The 16261-nt window shown below is 65.5% G+C and carries 15 protein-coding genes; 10 read left to right on the plus strand and 5 right to left on the minus strand.

Going from position 1 to position 16261, the window contains the following annotated elements:
- Window positions 1–76 precede the first annotated feature (76 nt).
- From epmA to lpxK, 7 genes are all read left to right on the plus strand, one after another.
- Window positions 77–1123 carry an EF-P lysine aminoacylase EpmA gene (epmA, locus tag NKI54_RS23025; RefSeq protein WP_352593087.1) on the plus strand — a complete coding sequence of 349 codons (1047 nt, stop codon included), beginning with the start codon at window positions 77–79 and terminating at the stop codon, window positions 1121–1123.
- Between the two features lie 167 nt (window positions 1124–1290).
- Window positions 1291–2634, plus strand: a complete 1344-nt coding sequence (locus NKI54_RS23030) for a TldD/PmbA family protein (RefSeq protein WP_023674376.1) — start codon at window positions 1291–1293, stop codon at window positions 2632–2634.
- On the plus strand, window positions 2621–3427 hold the full coding sequence (locus NKI54_RS23035; protein WP_352569792.1) for a 3'(2'),5'-bisphosphate nucleotidase CysQ: 807 nt from the start codon (window positions 2621–2623) through the stop codon (window positions 3425–3427). The genes NKI54_RS23030 and NKI54_RS23035 overlap by 14 nt, the downstream gene beginning before the upstream one ends.
- 74 nt (window positions 3428–3501) lie before the next feature.
- The gene (locus NKI54_RS23040; RefSeq protein WP_023674378.1) at window positions 3502–3747 is read left to right on the plus strand and encodes a DUF4170 domain-containing protein; all 246 of its coding nucleotides are present in this window, start codon (window positions 3502–3504) and stop codon (window positions 3745–3747) included.
- Window positions 3748–3752: 5 nt separating this feature from the next.
- Entirely contained in the window at window positions 3753–4532 is a 780-nt protein-coding gene (locus NKI54_RS23045) for a lysophospholipid acyltransferase family protein (RefSeq protein WP_023717166.1), read from the plus strand.
- Complete coding sequence (gene waaA / locus NKI54_RS23050; RefSeq protein WP_352457108.1) at window positions 4529–5845, plus strand: lipid IV(A) 3-deoxy-D-manno-octulosonic acid transferase; 1317 nt, start codon at window positions 4529–4531, stop codon at window positions 5843–5845. Before NKI54_RS23045 ends, waaA begins: the two co-directional genes overlap by 4 nt.
- A gap of 1 nt (window position 5846) precedes the next feature.
- Window positions 5847–6875: a tetraacyldisaccharide 4'-kinase gene (gene lpxK / locus NKI54_RS23055; protein ID WP_352457109.1), complete on the plus strand. Its 1029-nt coding sequence runs from the start codon at window positions 5847–5849 to the stop codon at window positions 6873–6875.
- Window positions 6876–7126: 251 nt separating this feature from the next.
- On the opposite strand, the gene NKI54_RS23060 is transcribed toward lpxK, so the two are convergent.
- Window positions 7127–7360 carry a DUF2093 domain-containing protein gene (locus NKI54_RS23060; RefSeq protein WP_031211156.1) on the minus strand — a complete coding sequence of 78 codons (234 nt, stop codon included), beginning with the start codon at window positions 7358–7360 and terminating at the stop codon, window positions 7127–7129.
- Between the two features lie 275 nt (window positions 7361–7635).
- Window positions 7636–8562 carry a LysR family transcriptional regulator gene (locus NKI54_RS23065; protein WP_352692494.1) on the minus strand — a complete coding sequence of 309 codons (927 nt, stop codon included), beginning with the start codon at window positions 8560–8562 and terminating at the stop codon, window positions 7636–7638.
- 90 nt (window positions 8563–8652) lie between these two features.
- Between NKI54_RS23065 and NKI54_RS23070 the strand changes: the two genes are divergently transcribed.
- Window positions 8653–9546 carry a DMT family transporter gene (locus NKI54_RS23070; RefSeq protein WP_352692495.1) on the plus strand — a complete coding sequence of 298 codons (894 nt, stop codon included), beginning with the start codon at window positions 8653–8655 and terminating at the stop codon, window positions 9544–9546.
- A gap of 204 nt (window positions 9547–9750) precedes the next feature.
- On the opposite strand, the gene mutL is transcribed toward NKI54_RS23070, so the two are convergent.
- Entirely contained in the window at window positions 9751–11601 is a 1851-nt protein-coding gene (mutL, locus tag NKI54_RS23075; protein WP_352692496.1) for a DNA mismatch repair endonuclease MutL, read from the minus strand.
- 80 nt (window positions 11602–11681) lie between these two features.
- The gene (locus NKI54_RS23080; RefSeq protein WP_352636589.1) at window positions 11682–12584 is read right to left on the minus strand and encodes a LysR family transcriptional regulator; all 903 of its coding nucleotides are present in this window, start codon (window positions 12582–12584) and stop codon (window positions 11682–11684) included.
- Between the two features lie 103 nt (window positions 12585–12687).
- Here NKI54_RS23080 and NKI54_RS23085 point away from each other — a divergent pair, with 103 nt between their 5' ends.
- Window positions 12688–13677, plus strand: coding sequence for a zinc-dependent alcohol dehydrogenase family protein (locus NKI54_RS23085; RefSeq protein WP_352636590.1), 990 nt, complete (start codon window positions 12688–12690; stop codon window positions 13675–13677).
- 17 nt (window positions 13678–13694) lie between these two features.
- On the opposite strand, the gene NKI54_RS23090 is transcribed toward NKI54_RS23085, so the two are convergent.
- The gene (locus NKI54_RS23090; protein WP_023674388.1) at window positions 13695–14597 is read right to left on the minus strand and encodes a LysR substrate-binding domain-containing protein; all 903 of its coding nucleotides are present in this window, start codon (window positions 14595–14597) and stop codon (window positions 13695–13697) included.
- A 92-nt stretch (window positions 14598–14689) separates the two neighbouring features.
- On the opposite strand from NKI54_RS23090, the gene NKI54_RS23095 reads away from it, so the two are divergent.
- A complete protein-coding gene (locus NKI54_RS23095; protein ID WP_352452281.1) occupies window positions 14690–16240 on the plus strand; it encodes a trimethylamine methyltransferase family protein in 1551 nt (516 codons plus the stop codon).
- Window positions 16241–16261 lie beyond the last annotated feature (21 nt).

Genomic DNA, 16261 nt, shown 5'->3' on the forward strand with positions numbered 1-16261 from the left:
CTGGAGAGGCCGTTGCGTGCGGCCTAGCGCATCTTGGCCGCAATCGCCAGCCCTCTGTGCAATTCCCCTGAAGCCGATGACCGCCGCCTCGCCGTGGTGGACGCCGCATGTCCACGCCGACCGCCGGCCGCGGCTGATCCTGCGCAATGCCATTGCCGCCGGGATGCGCGACTGGTTCGCCCGCCGCGACTTCGTCGAGGTGGAGACATCGGCCCTGCAGGTCTCGCCCGGCAATGAAGCGCACCTGTCGGCCTTTGCCACCGAGGCGATCGGGCCGGACGGGCAGCGCCAGCCGCTCTACCTCCACACGTCGCCGGAATTCGCCTGCAAGAAGCTGCTTGCCGCCGGCGAGGAGCGCATCTTCAGCCTCGGGGCTGTCTGGCGCAACCGCGAGCGCGGCCCCTTGCACCATCCTGAGTTCACCATGCTCGAATGGTACCGCGTCGGCGAGACCTATGAGAGCCTGATGCGCGACTGCGCCGAGCTCGTAGCGCTGGCGGCCGAACGGGCCGGAGCGAAGCGTTTTAGCTTCCGCGGCCGTGAAGCCGATCCGTTCGCCGAGCCGGAACGGTTGAGCGTCGCCGAAGCTTTCATGCGCCATGCCGGCATCGATCTGCTGGCGACGGTTGCAGCCGATGGCAGCACCGACCGCGCGGGGTTGCATGCCGCCCTGGTCCAGGCCGGATTGCGGACCGCGCCCGATGACAATTGGGCCGACCTGTTCAGCCGGGTGATGGTCGAAAAAATCGAGCCGGCGCTGGGGCAGGGGCGCAACACCATTCTTTTCGGATATCCGATCTCGGAGGCGGCATTGGCCCGGCCGAGCGCCGACGATCCGCGCACCGCCGAGCGCTTCGAGCTCTATTGCTGCGGCGTCGAGCTCGCCAACGCCTTTGGCGAATTGACCGATCCGGCCGAGCAGCGCCGGCGCTTTGCCGCCGAAATGGATGAGAAGCAGCGCGTCTATGGCGAACGCTACCCGATCGACGAGGATTTCCTCGCCGCGCTCGCCATCATGCCGCAGGCGAGCGGCGCCGCGCTCGGCTTCGACCGGCTGGTGATGCTCGCCACCGGCGCGCTTAGGATCGACGACGTGATCTGGACGCCGGTGGCCGCTTCCTGAGGGATTGTCGATCTCGCTCGCCGTTCATCCGCCTGCGGCCTGCGGTCCTGTTTGGGCGCTTGATGCACCCGGTTTGCCCGCTTCGCCATTGCAGAAGCGGCATCGGGACAATAGATGGTGCAGCAGCGGCTGCCCTTCAGCCGGCCGGAAATAACAGGATCATGCGCATGACCGATACGCTCGACGCAGCGAAACTGACCGATCGCGTCGCGGCCCTGGTCGAGGCTGCCAAACGGGCCGGCGCCGATGCCGCCGATGCCGTTGCGGTGCGCGGCCGCTCGACCGGCGTGTCGGTGCGGCTTGGCAAGGTCGAAGGCACAGAGGCGTCCGAGAGCGAGGACGTCTCGCTGCGCGTCTTCGTCGGCAAGCGGGTAGCGAGCGTTTCGGCAACGGCGGCATCCGACCCCAATATGCTGGCCGAGCGCGCGGTCGCCATGGCCAAGGTGTCCCCCGAGGATCCCTATCAGGGCCTCGCCGACCCGGCCTTGCTGGTCAAGAAACCGCGCGACCTCGATCTGTTCGACGCCACCGAGGTGTCGGCGGACCAGTTGAAGGAAGCAGCGCTTGCCGCCGAAGCGGCGGCGCTTGCCGTCAAGGGCGTCACCAATTCGGCCGGCAGTGGCGCCAGTGCCGGGCTTGGCGGCCTGGTGCTCGCCACCTCGCACGGCTTCGTCGGCCATTACGTCGCCTCGCGTTTTTCACGCTCGACCAGCGTGATCGCCGGCGAGGGCACCGGCATGGAGCGCGACTACGAATTCTCCTCGCGCCAGCATTTTTCCGATCTCGACGCGCCGGAAGACATCGGCCGCAAGGCCGGTGAGCGCGCTGTACGCCGCATTGGCGCGCGCAAGGCGGCGACCGGGCCTGTCGACGTGGTGTTCGATCCGCGTGTGGCGCGCGGCATTGCCGGCCACCTTGCCGGTGCCATCAATGGCGCCGCGGTGGCGCGCAAGACCAGCTTTCTCCGCGAGATGATGGGCAAGAAGGTGGCTTCGGCCGCAATCACCGTCACCGACGAGCCGCTCCGGCGCCGTGGACAGGCCTCGCGCCCGTTCGACGGCGAAGGCGTCGAGGGCGAAAAACTGTTCATGGTCGACAAGGGCGTGCTCAACCACTGGTTCCTATCGACTTCGGCGGCTCGGGAACTCGGCCTCGTCACCAATGGGCGCGGCTCGCGCAGCGGCTCGTCGGTCTCGCCGTCGTCGACCAATCTCGCCATCGAGCCCGGGGAAAACACGCCGGAAGAGCTGATCAAGTCGCTCAAGTCCGGCTTCTACGTCACCGAAGTGTTCGGCCAGGGCGTCGACATGGTGACGGGCGAATATAGCCGCGGCGCTTCCGGCTTCTGGATCGAAAATGGCGAGCTGGCCTATCCCGTCGCCGAGGTGACCATCGCCTCCAATCTGAAGACGATGTTCCTCAACATGGTTCCGGCGAGCGATCTCGACCGCAATTTCGGCACTGCCGCGCCCACGCTTTTGATCGAAGGAATGACCCTTGCCGGAGCTTGACCCGGCCGTCTCGGCCGGCGCTACTGAAGACCTGCAGCTGTTGCGCGATGCCGCCCGCGAGGCGGGGCTCATCGCCATGCAGTACTTCAACAACAATCCGCAGGTGTGGATGAAGGGCGGCACCTCGCCGGTCAGCGAAGCCGATCACGCCGCCGACAAATATCTGCGCGAGACCTTGCTGGCGGCCCGGCCGGATTATGGCTGGCTGTCGGAGGAAACCGTCGACGACCCGGTAAGGCTCGTCGCGCGCCGCACCTTTGTCGTCGATCCGATCGACGGCACACGCGGCTTCCTCGAAGGGCTGCCCACATGGTGCGTCAGCGTCGCTGTGGTCGAGAACGGCCGAACGCTTGCCGGCGTACTCGACTGCCCGGCGAAGGGCGAAATCTATTGGGCGCTGCCGGGCGAGGGCGCATTCCTGAACGGCAGGCGCATCAGCGTGCGTCCGCCGTCGGAAACGGCCGAAATCGCCGGACCGAAGGCGATGATCGACCTGATGCCGGCGAAATGGCACAAACGGCTGAAGCGCGTGCTCTATATTCCTTCGCTCGCCTACCGGCTGGCGATGATCGCCGGCGGCCAGCTCGATGCGACCTTCGTCAAGGCCAACGCGCATGACTGGGACATCGCCGCGGCTGATCTCATCCTGCGCGAGGCAGGCGGCGCCTTGCTCGATCGGCATGGCCGCGCGCCGCTCTATGCCGGCGAAGTGATCCGTCACGGACCGCTCGCCGCCGGCAGCGGCGAACTCCTCGCCGTGCTCGCCGGCGTCATCGCCGGGCTGGACAATTGACCACTATCAATAGTTCCAAAGTCGGCGGCTTTGGTCTAGACCTGTCCCAAACTCACGATATGTGAAGGATCGACATGGCCGCTGAAGACGGAAAGAAACAGCTTTTGCACCTGGTGTTCGGCGGCGAACTCAAGAAGCTGGGCGGCACCGAATTCCGCGATCTCGACGCGCTCGATATTGTCGGCATCTATCCGGATTATCAATCGGCGCACGCCGTCTGGAAGGCCAAGGCGCAAGCTAGCGTCGACAATGCCCATATGCGCTATTTCGTCGTTCACCTGCACCGCCTGCTCGACCCCGAAAACAAGGCTGTCGGTTGACGTCGATGAACCATGAAGCGGTCAAGCGATCAGCCCCGCGGTCGGCGGTCAGACGTCGCAAGCCGAAGACGTTCTGGCGCAAGATCCGCGAACCGCTGGCGCAGTCGCGATTCGTCAAGAATGCGCTTGCCGCGCTGTTTGCGTATTTCGTCCGCCTTGTCCGCTTGACCAACCGCATGGTCGACGGATCGGCCAAGTTTTCCGGCGGCGCCTATGCGCAGCTCGAGCCTGGCATCATCGCGCTCTGGCACGGCCAGCACCTGCTGACCCCGGCCTACTATCCCAAGGGACGGCCGCTGGTTGCCATGGTATCGCGCAGCGCCGATGCCGAGCTCAACGCGCTGATGGTCGAGAAATTCGGCATCGAGGCGGTGCGCGGCTCTGGCGGGCGCGAAAGCGCAAGGCATCTCGACAAGGGCGGGGCCAAGGCGCTCATCGCCCTCAAAAAGTCGCTCGCCACCGGCAAGAATGTCGCCATGATTGCTGATATTCCCCACGGCACGCCGCGCGATGCGGGGCTCGGCGTCGTCCTTCTGGCGCGGCTGTCCGGCCGGCCGATCCTGCCTGCCGCGATAGCCACCAGCCGCCGCAAGGTGATCGAGGGCAGCTGGGACAAGACGACGATCAACTTGCCCTTCGGCCGCTCCTCGATTGTCGTCGGCACGCCTGTCTTCGTGCCGGCCAACGCCGACGCCGCGGAAATGGAACGCAAGCGCCAGGAGGTCACGGCCTCGCTCAATGCCGCGACCGCCGAGGCCTATCGCCTTGTGGACGGTTCGAAATGAGTATGCGCTGGGCCCGCGCCTTCCTGACGGCCTACCGCTTCGCCGGGGCCGCCGCTTACCCGCTGGTCGGACCTTACGTCGCCTGGCGCACTTCCAGAGGCAAGGAGGACCGCATTCGCCGGCGTGAACGCTACGGCGTCGCCGGACGCGAGCGTCCCGAAGGCCCGGTGATCTGGATCCATGCAGCCAGCGTCGGCGAGACCATCGCCGTCGTGCCGCTGGTCGAGAGCATTCTCGATTACGGCGTCAACATCGTGCTGACGACGGGCACGGTAACCTCGGCGCAGGTCGCCGAAAAACGGCTGGGCGACCGCATCATCCACCAATATGTGCCGCTCGACCTCAAGCCGGCGGTCAGCCGCTTCCTCGACCATTGGCAGCCGGACCTGGCGATCATCGCCGAATCGGAGATCTGGCCGATGACCATCCTGGAACTCGGCGCCCGCCGCGTGCCGCAGGTTCTGGTCAACGGCAGGCTGTCCGACCGCTCCTTCAAGTCCTGGAAGAAGCGCGCCAACATTGCCGAAGCATTGTTCGAAAATCTTGCCCATGTCGTCGCCCAGTCGGATCTCGATGGCGAGCGCTTCCTGTCGCTCGGCGCCCGGCCGGTCACCGTATCCGGCAATCTCAAGGTCGACACCGCGCCGCCGCCGGCCGACGAGCGGGCGTTGGCGGCGCTGAAACGCCAGATCGGCGGTCGCCCGACCTGGGCGGCGACCTCGACCCATGACGGCGAAGAGGCGGTCGCCGCCGAAGTTCACGCCATGCTGCACAAGCGCCACCACGGGCTTTTGACGATCATCGTGCCGCGCCATCCCGATCGCGCCGGGCAGCTGGCCGCCCAGATTTCCGGCATGGGCCTGAAGCTGGCGCAGCGCAGCAAGGGCGACAGGATCACCGCCGACACCGATATTCTGCTCGGCGACACGATCGGCGAGATGGGGCTTTATCTGAGGCTGACGGAAATCGCCTTTGTCGGCCGTTCGCTGACTTCCGAGGGCGGCCAGAACCCGCTGGAACCAGCCATGCTGGAGACAGCGGTGCTTGCCGGCCGCAACGTCCAGAATTTTCGCGAGGCCTATCAGCGCCTGCTCGATAGCGGCGGCGCCAAGCTGGTGCGCGACCGCGATATGCTGGCCGGCGCCGTTAATTTCCTCTTGACCAACGAGGCGGCCCGCCATGAGATGATGGCGGCGGGTGCGGCGACGGTCGACGAGATGCGCGGTGCGCTGGCGCATACGCTCAGGTCGCTCGAGCCCTATATCCAGCCGCTGGTCGTCAAGTCGCGCCTGAAGGGCGCGAACGGGCGCTGACGTGACCTCGGAAGCGCCGCCCTTCTGGTGGGAAGAGCCGGACTGGCGGGTCACGGCGCTGTCGCCGCTCTCCGCCGTCTATGCGCTCGTCGCCGGTCGCCGCATGCGGCACGCGCCGCGCGAAAAAGTCGAGGCGCCGGTGCTCTGCGTCGGCAACTTCACCGTCGGCGGCACCGGCAAGACGCCGGTGGCGATCGCGCTGGCCGAGCAGGCCAGACGCATGCAGCTCAATCCGGGTTTCCTGTCGCGCGGCCATGGCGGCTCCTTCGCGCAGCCGCATATCGTCGATCCGCACCACGACGCCGCCAAGCATGTCGGCGACGAGCCGCTGCTTCTGGCCGAACACGCGCCGGTCGCGGTGACGCCGAACCGGGCCGCGGGCGCCAGGCTTCTGCTGGAGAAGCTCGGCTGCGATTTCTTGATCATGGATGACGGTTTTCAGAGCGCGCGCATCCACATCGACTATGCGCTGGTCGTTGTCGATGCGCGCCATGGCATCGGCAATGGCCGCGTCATCCCCGGCGGGCCCCTGCGGGCAAAGATCGTCGACCAACTGGTCTTCACCAGCGCCTTGCTGAAGATGGGCGAGGGCACCGCGGCCGACACGGTCGTGCGCCAGGCAGCGCGCGCCGGCAGGCCGATCTTCGAGGCGCACACTGCCCCGAGCAGCAAGGTGACGCTGGCCGGCAGGCGTTTCCTGGCGTTCGCCGGCATTGGCCATCCCGATAAGTTTTTCGACACTGTCCGCGAGGCCGGCGGCGAGCTTGCGCTGACCAAATCGTTTCCTGACCATCATTTCTATGGCGAGGACGAGCTTGCCGAATTGGCGGCGACGGCACGTAAAGCCGGGCTTGGCCTCATTACCACCGCCAAGGACGCTGCCCGCCTGCGTCACGGCGCAGCACCGCCGGAATTCCTCGACGGGCTCGATGTGCTGGAGATCGACACCGTCTTCGAGCTCGACCATGTGCCGCAACGCATCATGGACGAGACGCTGGATGCCTGGCGGCAGCGCCGGCTTAAAGGCTGACCAGAAGCTTGAGCACCGAGGCAATGCGGGACTGGAATTTGCAGCTTTCCGCCGGTCGAACGTATTTTGTTCTTGCTTTGTGCCGGCAGCTATGCTAGTAATTTCGGTATGGTGATGATTCGCCGGTGGCCCGCCTCGAGCCTGAGGCGGGTTTTTTATTTCGAGATAGCCTCTAAGGTTTCGGTGTTGCCGGCCTGACACCGCGGCAGAGGGCGCAGGATCGCAACGGGGCGGCTTCCATTTGCGCTGGACTAGCGTCGGCGGCGCAGTTCCGGATGCGCTTCGATCTCGCGGCGCAGCGAGGCAGCGGCGTTCACATAGGGTTCCTGCCTGGCGACACTCCAATATTTGAGCTCGTCGAGCGGGATGCTCTCGCCGGTCACCGCGCAGCGCACGAAGGCGCCGGGGCTGGTCACCTGGAAGTCGCCGTCGAGATAGCGGATGCGGGCTTCCTTGCCGCCGGGACCTTCGAAACGGTTCATCATGGGGTGGTGCCGAAATTCATGACGATGTCATCGCCACAAATTGCGGCGAGGTCAAGCTTGACGTTGATGACGGCCAATCTCCCCCCTAGTGGGGGAGATGTCCGGCAGGACAGAGGGGGGCGCTGTCCCGCGGACCTCTCAATCGATTGCGATTGCGTCCTCAGCTTGTTCTCGGCTGGTCTTAAAGTTAGCGAGGCTAGCGATCCTTCGCGCCCCTCTCTGCCCTGCCGGGCATCTCCCCCACAAGGGGGGAGATCAGCGCTTGTCCGCCGCTCCTAGCTCTCTACCTCAAGGAACTCTTCGATCTTCTCCGCTGCTAGTCCTGCCTGGACCGCGATGCGCCGGGCGAGTTCGGCGGCGGCGGCGCGCGGGCGCCCCAGCGGCCGGTCGAGCCAGTAGGATATCGGGCTCAGCGCATTGCGTTCGTCTACGGCGACGATGCGGCCCGATTTCAATTGGTCCACCGTCAACGGCGGACGTGCCAGCGCAATACCGAGCCCGTGCGCGGCGGCGTCGAGCACGAGGTTGTAGTCCTCGAAACGGCGGTCGTGCGGCCGCGGCCGATAGTCCATCTCCTGCGCCGCAAACCAGGCCCGCCAGGCCGAAGCGTCGGAATCATTGATCACCGGAAATTCGAGCAGTCGGGCGGGATCTCCGCGACCGATCTCTCTGGCCAATTCCGGCGAGGCGACAGGGAACACATATTCTTCGAAAAGCTGCACCGAGATCCGGCCCGGAATGCGGCCGCGCCCGCAGCGGATCGACAGGTCGATGCCCTCGTCGGCAAGATCGCCCTGGCGGATGTCGACGTCGAGCACTATACGCAGCTTGGACGGGTGGTTCTCCAGCGCCGCCATGCGCGGCATCAGCCACAGCCCGCTGACCGAAGGGATCGAGGTCAGTCGCACCACCGCCGTGCCGCGCGGCTCGACCCAACGGTCCGAATTGCTGGCGATCAGGGCAAAGGCTTCGGTGGTGCGCAGATGCAGGCGATTGCCTTCGACTGTCAGAGAGACGCCGCGCGCGCCGCGATCGAAGACTTTCAGCCCAAGCCAGCCCTCGAGCTTGGCGATCTGCCGGCTGACGGCGCCGTGGGTGATGTTGAGCTTCTCGGCCGCCGCCGAAAAGCTGCCGGTCCGAGCCGCGGCGTCGAAGGCGCGCAGCGTTTCGAGCGGCAGCATCGGGTCTAAGCTGTGATCCATAGTCACAGGTGATCCTCGATTTGTTCGTTTGTCAACCGACCCGCAATAGCGTTTCTCTACTTCATGGCATTGGATCGCGAGGACACCCAGATGAGCGCTTACACCGGCACGTTGAATACGACACAGCGCATGGATGCCACGGCTGCCATCGCGGTGGCGCTGACGGTGGTCGGCTGGGCCTCCGCCTTTCCGGGGATCCGCGCCGGCCTTGCCGCTTTCGGGCCGCTGGAACTCGGCGCGCTGCGCTTTGCCATCGCCGCGGTTCCGGCGGCGATCTTCCTCGCGGTCAAGCGGCCGGCACTGCCCAAACTCGATGAACTCTGGCGCTTTGTCTTCGGTGGTGCCGTCTTCGTCGCACTCTACACGGTGATGCTCAATTTCGGCGAGCTGACCGTTTCGGCCGGTGCGGCCGGCTTCATCATCAATGTCAGCCCGATCTTCACCGCCATCATGGCGATGGCGCTGCTCGGCGAACGCTTCTCGGGCCTGGCCTGGGCCGGCACATTCCTGTCCTTCGCCGGTATCGGGATCATCGCCATGGGCGAGGGGCAAGGGCTGCATTTCAACAATGGTGCGCTGCTTGTCCTCGGCTCGGCGCTGTGCTCGGCCGTCAACACCATCGTCCAGAAGCCGCTGTTTGGTCGCCACCACCCGCTGACCATCTCGGCCTCGAACATGGTGCTTGGCGCGCTCTGCCTGTCGCCATTCCTGCCGAGCGGTCTGGCGCAAGCGGCGGTCGCCGACACCGCCGGGCTCGGCGCCGTCATCTTTCTTGGCATCGTGCCCAGCCTCATCGCCTATGCCGCCTGGGCAACAGCACTTTCCCGGCTGCCGGCGGCGCGCGCTTCCAATTTCCTCTATTTGGTGTCGCCGGTGGCGACGCTGATCGGCTTCTTCTGGCTGGGCGAGGTGCCGACGGTGCTCGGCATCATCGGCGGGGCGCTGGCGCTGGGCGGCGTCATCGTGGTGAATTGGAAGAGATGAGCAAAGGGTTTGGGGCTGTGCTTGACTCGAAGAGAGCCGCTGTACAGCGGCTCTCTTCGTACCCCCACCCCGCTGCTTCGCAGCGACCCTCCCCCAAGGGGGAGGGTAAGCTCCTCGCGAGGCGTCGGCGGGTAGGCTCCCTACCTCCCCCTTGTGGGGAGGTCGGACCGAAGGTCCGGGTGGGGGCTGCGTCCTGCGAGTTTCTTATCGCCGCCCAAACAGCCGCTCGATATCCGCCAGCTTGAGTTCGATGTAGGTCGGGCGGCCGTGGTTGCAGGTGCCGGAGCCGGGCGTCGCCTCCATCTGGCGCAGCAGCGCGTTCATCTCTTCCGGTTTGAGCAGCCGCCCAGAACGCACCGAGCCGTGGCAGGCCATGGTCGCGGCTATTTTGTCCAGCCGCTCCTTCAGCGTGTCGACCGTGTCGTTGTCGGCGATCTCGTCGGCGAGATCGCGCACCAGCTGCTGGACGTTGGTCTCGCCGAGCATCGACGGCGTCTCGCGCACCGCGACGGCACCGGGGCCGAAGCGCTCGATGCCGAGGCCGAAGCGGGCCAGCGTCTCGGAGTGTATGGCAAGCCGCTCGGCATCCTCTTCCGACAGGTCGACAATCTCGGGCAACAGCAGCATCTGCGACGGCACCGCGCGTGAGTGGAGGGCGTTCTTCAAGGCCTCGTAGACCAGCCGCTCATGCGCCGCATGCTGGTCGACGATGACAAGCGAATCCCTGGTCTGGGCGACGATATAATTCTCGTGCACTTGCGCGCGCGCCGCGCCCAGCGCCGTGCCGAGCAGCGTTTCCGCCGCTTCGTTTTGCCCGGCGCGCGCATCGGCGCTGTGCAGCGGCCCCGCGTCGAAGGCCGCCTGCTCGTCCTCGCCGAACCCGTCGCCCATATCGAGCGGCCGCTGCGGCGAACGGGCAGGATCGAACCCGGAAAAGCCGGATGCCCGATAGGCGGCCTCGTAGCTGCGGTGACCGTTGGCCGGGCCGCCATGCGCATAGGATGCGGCGCCTGGCCGGAACGCCGCCATCATGCCGGCGGCCCCGGTGGTGGCGGCGCGGATGCCGGCATTGGCCAGCGCTTCGCGGATAGCGCCGACGATCAGCCCGCGCACCAGCCCCGGGTCGCGGAAGCGCACGTCTGCCTTGGCCGGATGGACGTTGACGTCGACGATCGCCGGATCGAGCGTCAGGAACAGCACGGTGACGGCATGGCGGTCGCGCGGCAGCACGTCGGCGAAGGCGCCGCGAATGGCGCCGGCGATCAGTTTGTCGCGCACCGGGCGGCCGTTGACATAGGCGTATTGCTGCAGCGCGTTGGCGCGGGTGAAGGAGGGGACCGAGACATGGCCGGCGAGATGCACGCCGTCCCGCATCGCGTCGATGGCGATCGCATTGTCGGAAAAGTCGGCGCCCATCACCTGCGCCACCCGGCGCAGCCGGCCTTCCGGGCTGTCGTCGGTCGCCGGTAGTTCCAGCGTCGAGCGGTCCGGCCCGGCCAGGGTGAAGCGCACGGCGGGAAAGGCGATGGCGATGCGCTTGACCACGTCGCCGATGGCCGAGCTTTCGGCGCGCTCGCCCTTCATGAACTTGAGCCTTGCGGGCGTGGCGAAGAACAGGTCGCGCACCTCGACCGTGGTGCCGCGATTGGCCGCCGCCGGCCTGACCGCGGAGACGCGGCCGCCGTCGATGCCGATCTCGGCGGCGTTTTCACTGGACGCGGTGCGCGAGCGGATCGACAGCCGCGCCACCGAGCCGATCGACGGCAAGGCCTCGCCGCGAAAGCCGAGCGAGCGGATGTCGTGAATGTCGTCGGCGAGCTTGGAGGTGCAATGGCGCGCAATCGCCAGCGCCAGTTCCTTTTCCGGAATGCCCGAGCCGTCGTCGCTGACGCGGATCAGGTTCAGCCCGCCGCCGGCGGTGACGATCTCGACTCTGGCAGCGCCGGCATCGAGTGCGTTTTCGACCAGCTCCTTGACCACGCTTGCCGGACGCTCGATGACTTCGCCGGCGGCGATCTGGTTGATCATCGTTTCGGAAAGCTGGCGGATGGGCATGGGGCACTATAGGCGGATTCGTGATCGATGCGGGAGGGCGGAATTGAGGAAATCCACGCAGCCGACCGCGGCCGTGCACTTCAACTCATGAGCTTGGGCAGCGCTGCCGACAGTGCATCGACGGCAAGGCGGACTTTCATCGGCAGATGACGCGTCTGCAACCACAGGGCATGAACGTCATAGAGAAACCGGGATTGTTCCGGCAACAGCGGGACAAGTGCGCCCGCCTGGATGCGCTGGCGAACCATCCAGTATGGCAGCCACGCGAGCCCCATGCCGGCGGCCGCGGCATCGGCGATGGCATCGAGGTCGTCGAGCCGCAATCTGCTGACTGGCCTGACCTCAATCGCGGGGTGGCCATTGCGCGGAAACAGCCACGGCTGAACGGCACGCCCGGAACGGCGGTAGATGATCGCGTGATGGCTGCCGAGGTCATCTATTTCATGTGGCTCGCCGTGCCGGTCGAGATAGGGCGGGGACGCGCAGACGACCATGTGCTGGCGCGCGATGCGACGCGCCATCACCCCGGTCTGGTCCTCCAGATCGCCCGTTCGGATGGCAAGGTCGCAGCCATCCTCTGCCAGATCGGCGATGGCATCGCTGAACGATAGGTTAAGTTCCAGCGCCGGATATTGCTGCGCAAGCCCGAACAGGATCGGGGCAACGCAGCGCCGGCCGAAATGCACCGGCATGAGGACACGCAGCTTTCCGCGCGGTTCGGCAAGCTGGTCGGCGGCGAGTGCATCCGCGGCCTCCGCTTCGGCAAGCACCAGCCGGCAGCGTTCATAATAGGCGCGCCCGAAATCGGTCAGGCTTTGGCGGCGCGTGGTCCGGTTGATGAGGCGCACGCTCAGGCGCTCCTCGAGAAACCGGACATGCTTGCCGACCATCGGCCCGGACAGATCGAGAGCCGTCGCCGCGGCCGCGAACGAGCCAAGGTCGACGGCTTTGACGAACACGGCCATGCTCGTAAGGCGATCCATATTCAAAACCCACAGTTTCTGCTGATCTACTCAAGCGGCTATTTATCCGTCTGATGAGCGCTGGCATAGCTGATTCAGTTCAAATATTTTGGAGTTGTGACCGATGGCACGTGTCGTTCGCTTTCATGAGCTCGGTGGTCCCGAGGTCCTGCGCATCGAGAATGTTGACACGCCTGCGCCCGCGAGCGGTGAGATTCAGATCCGCGTCAAGGCGTTGGGCATAAACCGCGCCGAGGCGCTGCTGCGTTCGGGGACCTACATCCAGACCGCGCCGTTGCCTTCCGGTCTTGGGCTCGAGGCGGCGGGTATCGTCGAGATGGTCGGCGAAGGCGTGGACGGGTTTGCGCCTGGCGATGCCGTCAGCATCGTGCCGCCATTGTCGATGGTCCGCTGGCCTGCCTATGGTGAGATTGCCAGATATCCCGCCGAGCTCGTCGTCAAGCACCCGCCATCGCTGAGTTGGGAAGAGGCCGCCGCCGCGTGGATGCAATATCTCACCGCCTACGGTGCGCTGATCGACATTGCCAACCTCCAAAGCGAGGACTTTGTTGTCATTACCGCGGCCTCGAGCAGCGTCGGACTTGCGGCGATCCAGATCGCCAACATGATTGGCGCGACCCCGATCGCGGTCACACGGACATCCGCCAAGAAGCGGGCTTTGCTTGAGTTCGGCGCGGCCCACGTCATCGCCTCGGCAGAGGAGGACCTGGAAGCTAGGCTGAAGCGAATCGCCGGCCCGGACGGCGTGCGCGTGGTGTTCGATGCCGTCGGCGGCCCGATTTTCAAGCCTCTGACGGCAGCGATGGCACCGGGTGGCATTCTCATCGAATATGGCGGCTTGAGCCTCGACCCGACACCCTTTCCGCTACCTGCAGTGCTGGCAAAGACACTGACGCTGCGCGGTTATCTCGTCCATGAGATCGTGCGCGATCCGGTCCGGCTGCAGGCCGCCAAGGCGTTCATCCTTGCCGGACTGAGCTCGGGTTCGCTGAAGCCGGCAATCGCCAGAACCTTTCCGTTCGACCAGATCGTCGAGGCGCACCGCTATCTCGAATCGAACGAGCAATTCGGCAAGATCGTCGTGACGGTTTGACCGGGCATTTATCGGCCTCACGCCTGCGCCGCCAGCCAGTCCCGCACCTTGCGGGCATTGTCGCTGAGCTCGCGGTTCTTCGACCAGATGACATGAAAGCCCTTGCCGGTCGTCATCGTGTGGCCGGTGACGCGCACCAGCAGCCCTGATGCCAGCAGCCGCTCGGCGAGGTGACCCCAGCCGAGCGCGATGCCTTGCCCTTCCATGACTGCCTGGATCACCAGCGCATAGTCGTTGATGCGCAAGCCGCGCCCGGCATCGGCGATGTCGACACCGGCCGAGGCGAACCATTCGTCCCAGCTCGCAGCCTCGCGAAACGGCTCTTCAAGATGAATAAGGCGGTGCGATTGAAGGTCCGCGACACGCTCCGGCAGCCCGAACCGTGCCACATAACTAACGCCGGCAACGGGGAATATCACCTCATCGGCCAGCGGCAGCGAATGATAATCCGGCCATTCCTTGGGCTCGCCGCCGCGGACGCCGAGCGGGATGTCCTCGGCGATGATGTCGAGATCGCGGTCGGCGGTCTGGATGCGCAGGTCGATGCCCGGCAATTCGTCGCGAAACTGCTGCAGGCGCGGCATCATCCAGAACGAGGCGAAGGCGGTCGAGGCCGCGAGCGTCACATGCGCGCCGACGGCGATCTGGCGCAGATCCTCCGCCGACTTGCGAATGTGCGACAGGCCGAGCGAGACGTCGGCATGGAAGCGGTCGCCAGCCTCGGTCAGGCTGACTTGCCGGTGGCGGCGCTGGAAGAGTTTGGCGCCGAGCTGCTCTTCGAGCCCACGGATCGCATAGGAGACGGCAGCCTGCGTCATGCCGAGCTCGCGCCCGGCGGCGGTAAAGCTCGACAGCCGCCCGGCGGCCTCGAAAACGATCAGGCTGCCGGCCGACGGCAGCAGGTGGCGCAAGCTTCGCATAAGCTGAGCTTATACAAGAGATCAGGATTTTCCAGCGTCACAGCCGCATTTTGTCTGGCTAGATTGGTCACCAACAGGAATATGGAGCCTTCATGAACGCACCGGCCGTTGAAGTGAGCGAACACACCAACCGCCGCAGCGGTGGCCGCCTGGGGCGCAAGGCGCTGCGGGGCGCACCCATAGCGTCGTTTCCAACCCTGGTCCGCCAGATTCCCGTCTATCAGATGGTTCCGGACGAGGCGGTTGAGCTGATCCACCAGGAGTCGCTCTCCATCCTCGAAGAAGTGGGATGCGAGTTCCGCGACGACGAGGCGATCGCAATGTGGAAGGCGGCGGGCGCCGATGTCTCGGAGACAAGGGTCCGGATCGACCGCGCCCTGCTGATGGAGCTCATCTCGAAGGTCCCGTCGGAGTTCACGCTCAATGCGAGGAATCCCCAGCGTTCCGTACGTGTGGGTGGCAACAACTCCATCTTCGTGCCGATGTACGGGGCGCCTTACGTGCGCGACCTCGACAACAACAGGCGCTACGGCACACTCGCCGACCTCAACAATTTCCACAAGCTCGCCTACATGGCGCCGGCGCTGCATTCGTCGAGCTCGATCATCTGCGAGCCGATGGAAATCGCGGTGCCGAAACGTCACCTCCACATCATCCATTCGGCGCTGAAGCACTCCGACAAGCCGTTCATGGGCATCGTGACCTCCAAGGATCGAGCCGAAGACACGATGGCGATGGCAGGCATCGTGTTCGGCGAGGACTATGTCCGCGACAACCCGGTCCTGGTGTCGATCACCAACTGCAATTCGCCGCTGGTGTGGGACGCCACCATGCTGGACGCGATGAAAGTCTATGCGCGCCACAACCAGCCGCTGATCCTCGCCCCCTTCGCCCTTTGCGGCGCCTCGACTTCGGCCTCTGCCGTCGGTGCGGTCGCGCAGGTCAATGCCGAAGCGCTGGCGGGCGTCGCGTTCACACAGCTCCTGCGTCCGGGTTCGCCGCAGATCTACGGACAGTTCATGGTGACGGTCGACATGAAGACCGGCGCTCCCATGGGCGGCACGCCGGAGGCGGCCCAGATGATGTATCTCATGGGCGCGCTGGCGCGGAAGTATCGTCTGCCGTGGCGCACGTCCGGTTTCCATGTCGGCTCGAAGCTGAACGACGCCCAGGCGGGCTACGAGGCGAACATGCTGATGCATGCCGCCATCCTTGCCGGCGCCAACTACATCTGGCACTCCGCCGGTTGGCTCGAGGCCGGCCTGACCTGCGGCTATTCGAAATTTGCCACCGACTGCGAGCAGCTTGTCGGCTGGTACAAATATGCTGGCGGGCTGCCATTCGACGATTTCAAGGAGGCTATGGCGGCTATCCGCGAGGTCGGACCGCAGGGCCATTTCCTCGGCACCCAGCACACGCTTGAACATTTCGAGTCCGCCTTCTTCATACCGAGCATCATGGACTTCAATTCGTTCGAACAGTGGAAGGCGGAAGGAGCAAAGGACCACGACACCCGCGGCCGCGAGAAAGCGCGCAACATGCTCGCCGATTATGAGGAGCCGAAGCTCGATGAGGGCATCGCCGATGGTCTCAAAGATTTGATTGCGCGGCGCGAGGAGAAACTGCCGGACAGCGTTAGTTGATCAGGGGCGAAGACCCGATGC

The sequence above is a fragment of the Mesorhizobium sp. M0663 genome, from assembly GCF_040320585.1.
GTDB lineage: Bacteria > Pseudomonadota > Alphaproteobacteria > Rhizobiales > Rhizobiaceae > Mesorhizobium.